Origin of the sequence: Kitasatospora sp. NPDC057542 (assembly GCF_042801945.1) — a bacterium.
In the GTDB taxonomy this organism is placed as follows: domain Bacteria; phylum Actinomycetota; class Actinomycetes; order Streptomycetales; family Streptomycetaceae; genus Kitasatospora.
In genome coordinates this window covers 1-2,816 of record NZ_JBHVFE010000718.1, presented here as the reverse complement: position 1 = coordinate 2,816, position 2,816 = coordinate 1, and the positions used below count along the sequence as shown (strand labels likewise).

Annotated in this window: 3 protein-coding genes; all 3 read left to right on the top strand. The window is 73.3% G+C overall.

Annotation, left to right across the window (positions count from 1 at the left end):
* Positions 1–81 precede the first annotated feature (81 nt).
* The 3 genes from ACFU7Y_RS42620 to ACFU7Y_RS42610 all read left to right on the top strand — a co-directional run bounded on the left by ACFU7Y_RS42620 (position 82) and on the right by ACFU7Y_RS42610 (position 2,707).
* A complete protein-coding gene (locus ACFU7Y_RS42620) occupies positions 82–885 on the top strand; it encodes an MBL fold metallo-hydrolase (protein WP_380771834.1) in 804 nt (267 codons plus the stop codon).
* Between the two features lie 7 nt (positions 886–892).
* Positions 893–1,324 carry a nuclear transport factor 2 family protein gene (locus ACFU7Y_RS42615; protein WP_380771832.1) on the top strand — a complete coding sequence of 144 codons (432 nt, stop codon included), beginning with the start codon at positions 893–895 and terminating at the stop codon, positions 1,322–1,324.
* Between the two features lie 117 nt (positions 1,325–1,441).
* On the top strand, positions 1,442–2,707 hold the full coding sequence (locus tag ACFU7Y_RS42610) for an NAD(P)/FAD-dependent oxidoreductase (RefSeq protein WP_380771830.1): 1,266 nt from the start codon (positions 1,442–1,444) through the stop codon (positions 2,705–2,707).
* Positions 2,708–2,816 lie beyond the last annotated feature (109 nt).

The following is a 2,816-nucleotide window of genomic DNA, read 5'->3' as shown; positions in this document are numbered from 1 at the left end:
CCCCCCGGCCGAAGGCCGGGGGGAAGTCATCGAGAGGTGCGTGTTGCGCGAAGCGCCCGCCGAGCGGAGCGAGGTGGGCGCATGAGCGCACTCGACTTCGAGATCATCGACAGCCCTGACAGCTCGCTCAACAAGACCTCCGTCCTGGTCACCGGCCCGCAGGACGCTCTGCTGGTCGACGCCGGGTTCACCCGCTCCGACGGGCGCCGCCTGGTCGAGCGGATCAAGGCGAGCGGCAAGCGGCTGACCACCGTCTTCGTCAGCCACGGCGACCCGGACTTCTACTTCGGCGCCCAGGAGGTCCAGGACGCCTACCCGCAGGCCCGCTTCCTGGCCACCGCCTCGACCGTCGAGCGCATCCAGGAGACCTACGAAAGCAAGCTGCGCGCCTGGGCGCACCTGGGCCCGGAGCTTCCCACCCGGCTGGTGCGGCCGGAGGTGATGCACAGCGACGAGATCGTCTTCGAGGGCCATCGCTTCGAGCTGCGCGGCGCCGACTTCCACCTGCCGGACCGGCACTACCTCTGGCAGCACCACCACCGCGCCGTGCTGGGCGGGGTGCTGCTCTTCGAGGGCCTGCACGTGTGGACCGCCGACACCCCCACCTCCGCCCAACGGGCCGCCTGGATCGACCTGTTGGACGGCATCGAGGCGCTCCAAGCGACCTGGGTGGCGGCCGGCCACCGGACGGCCGGCGCACCCACCGACCACACCGCCGTCGACCACACCCGCGCCTACCTGCGCGCCTTCGAGACCGAGATCGGCCGGGCCCCGGACGCGGCCGCCGCCAAGGCGGCGCTGGAACGGCGGTTCCCGGAGCTGGGACTGCGGATCGCGGTGGACATCGGCACCAAGGTCGCCCTGGGCGAGATGGCCTGGGGGTGAGCTGACCGTGATCGAGATCCCCCGGGACGTCGCCTCCTTCGCCGAGTCGCCCGCCCCCGCCGACGTGGTGCGCCGCCAGTACCTGGCCGCCTCCCGGGGCGACCTGGCCGCGCTGCGCACCACCCTGGCCGAGGACGTCGAGTGGACCGAGATGGCCGGCTTCCCGCTGGCCGGCACCTACCGCACCCCGAAGGGCGTCACCGCCAACGTGATGGAGCGGCTGGCCGCCGAGTGGGACAACTGGACGGCGCACGACGACACCTACGTGGTGGACGGCGAGACCGTGGTGGTGCTGGGCCGCTACACGGCCGTCCACAAGGCCACCGGAAAACCCCTCGCGGTCCGGGTCGCCCACCGCTTCACCGTGCGCGGCGGCCGGATCGTGCGCTTCGAACAGTTCACCGACACCGCGCTGGTCAGGGACGCGATGACCGGGTGAGGCCCCGCGTTCACCCGTACGGGCGAGCGCGGCGCGGCGCGCCAGGTGCGCTCTCGACAGGCCACCCGGACGGCGGCAGGCTGACCCCGACCACGGCCGGAGAACGAGGAGTCGAGCATGGCGGGCACGGACACCGGGAGCACCGGAGCGAGCGGCGGGCGGGAGCGCCCGGTCGTCATCGTCGGGGCGTCCCTGGGCGGCGCGAAGGCGGCCGAGGCGCTGCGCGAGGCCGGGTACCGGGGCGGCATCGTCCTGATCGGCGAGGAGCACGAGCGGCCGTACGAGCGGCCGCCGCTGTCCAAGGGCTACCTGCTGGGCAAGACGCCCCGGGAGAAGATCTACGTCCACCCGCCGCAGTGGTACGCGGAGCACGACGTCACGCTGCGGCTGGGCACGGCGGTGGCCTCGATCGACCCGGCCGGACACACCGTGACGCTCGCCGACAACGGCCGGGTGGAGTACGCCAAGCTGCTGCTGACCACCGGTTCGGTGCCGCGCAGGCTGCCGGTGCCCGGCGCGGACCAGGACGGGGTGCTGTACCTGCGCCGGGTCGAGGACAGCGACCGGATCAAGGCGGCGCTGCGGCCGGGGTCGCGGATCGCGGTGATCGGCGCGGGCTGGATCGGACTGGAGGTGGCGGCCGCGGCCCGGGAGGCGGGCGCCGAGGTGACGGTGCTGGAGGCGCTCGAACTGCCGCTGCTGCGGGTGCTCGGCCGGGAGGTCGCCCAGGTCTTCGCCGACCTGCACCGGGAGCACGGCGTGGACCTGCGCTTCGGCGTCAAAGTGGCCGAACTGACCGGCGAGGGCGGCACGGTGAGCGGCGTGAAGCTCGCCGACGGCACGACGGTGGCGGCCGACGCGGTGGTCGTCGGCATCGGCATCGCCCCCGCCACCGGCCTCGCCGAAGCGGCCGGGCTGGAGGTCGACAACGGGATCAGGACCGACCGGCACCTGCGCACCTCGGACCCTGACGTCTACGCGGCCGGCGACGTCGCCAACGCCTACCACCCGCTGTTCGACAGGCACATCCGGGTCGAGCACTGGGCCAACGCGCTCAACCAGCCGCAGACCGCCGCCCGCGCGCTGCTCGGGCAGCCGGACGCGGTGTACGACCGGATCCCGTACTTCTTCACGGACCAGTACGACCTCGGGATGGAGTACGTCGGCTACGTCGAGCCGGGCGGCTACGACCAGGTGGTGTTCCGCGGCGACCCGGCCACCCGCGAGTTCATCGCGTTCTGGCTCTCCGGCGGGCGGGTGCTCGCGGGGATGAACGTCAACGTCTGGGACGTCACCGACCCGATCCGCGAACTGGTGCGCTCGAAGCGGGTGGTGGACGTCAAGGAGCTGGCCGACCCGGACGTACCGCTCGACGCGCTGTAGTCGGAGACCCGTAGCGGTCGGCCGGCGCGGATGCCGGGGTTCACCAGGCCCCCACGCTCCGAGCAGTGCCGCGAACGGGGCCGGGCGGGCTGCGCGCGGCTCGCTGCGC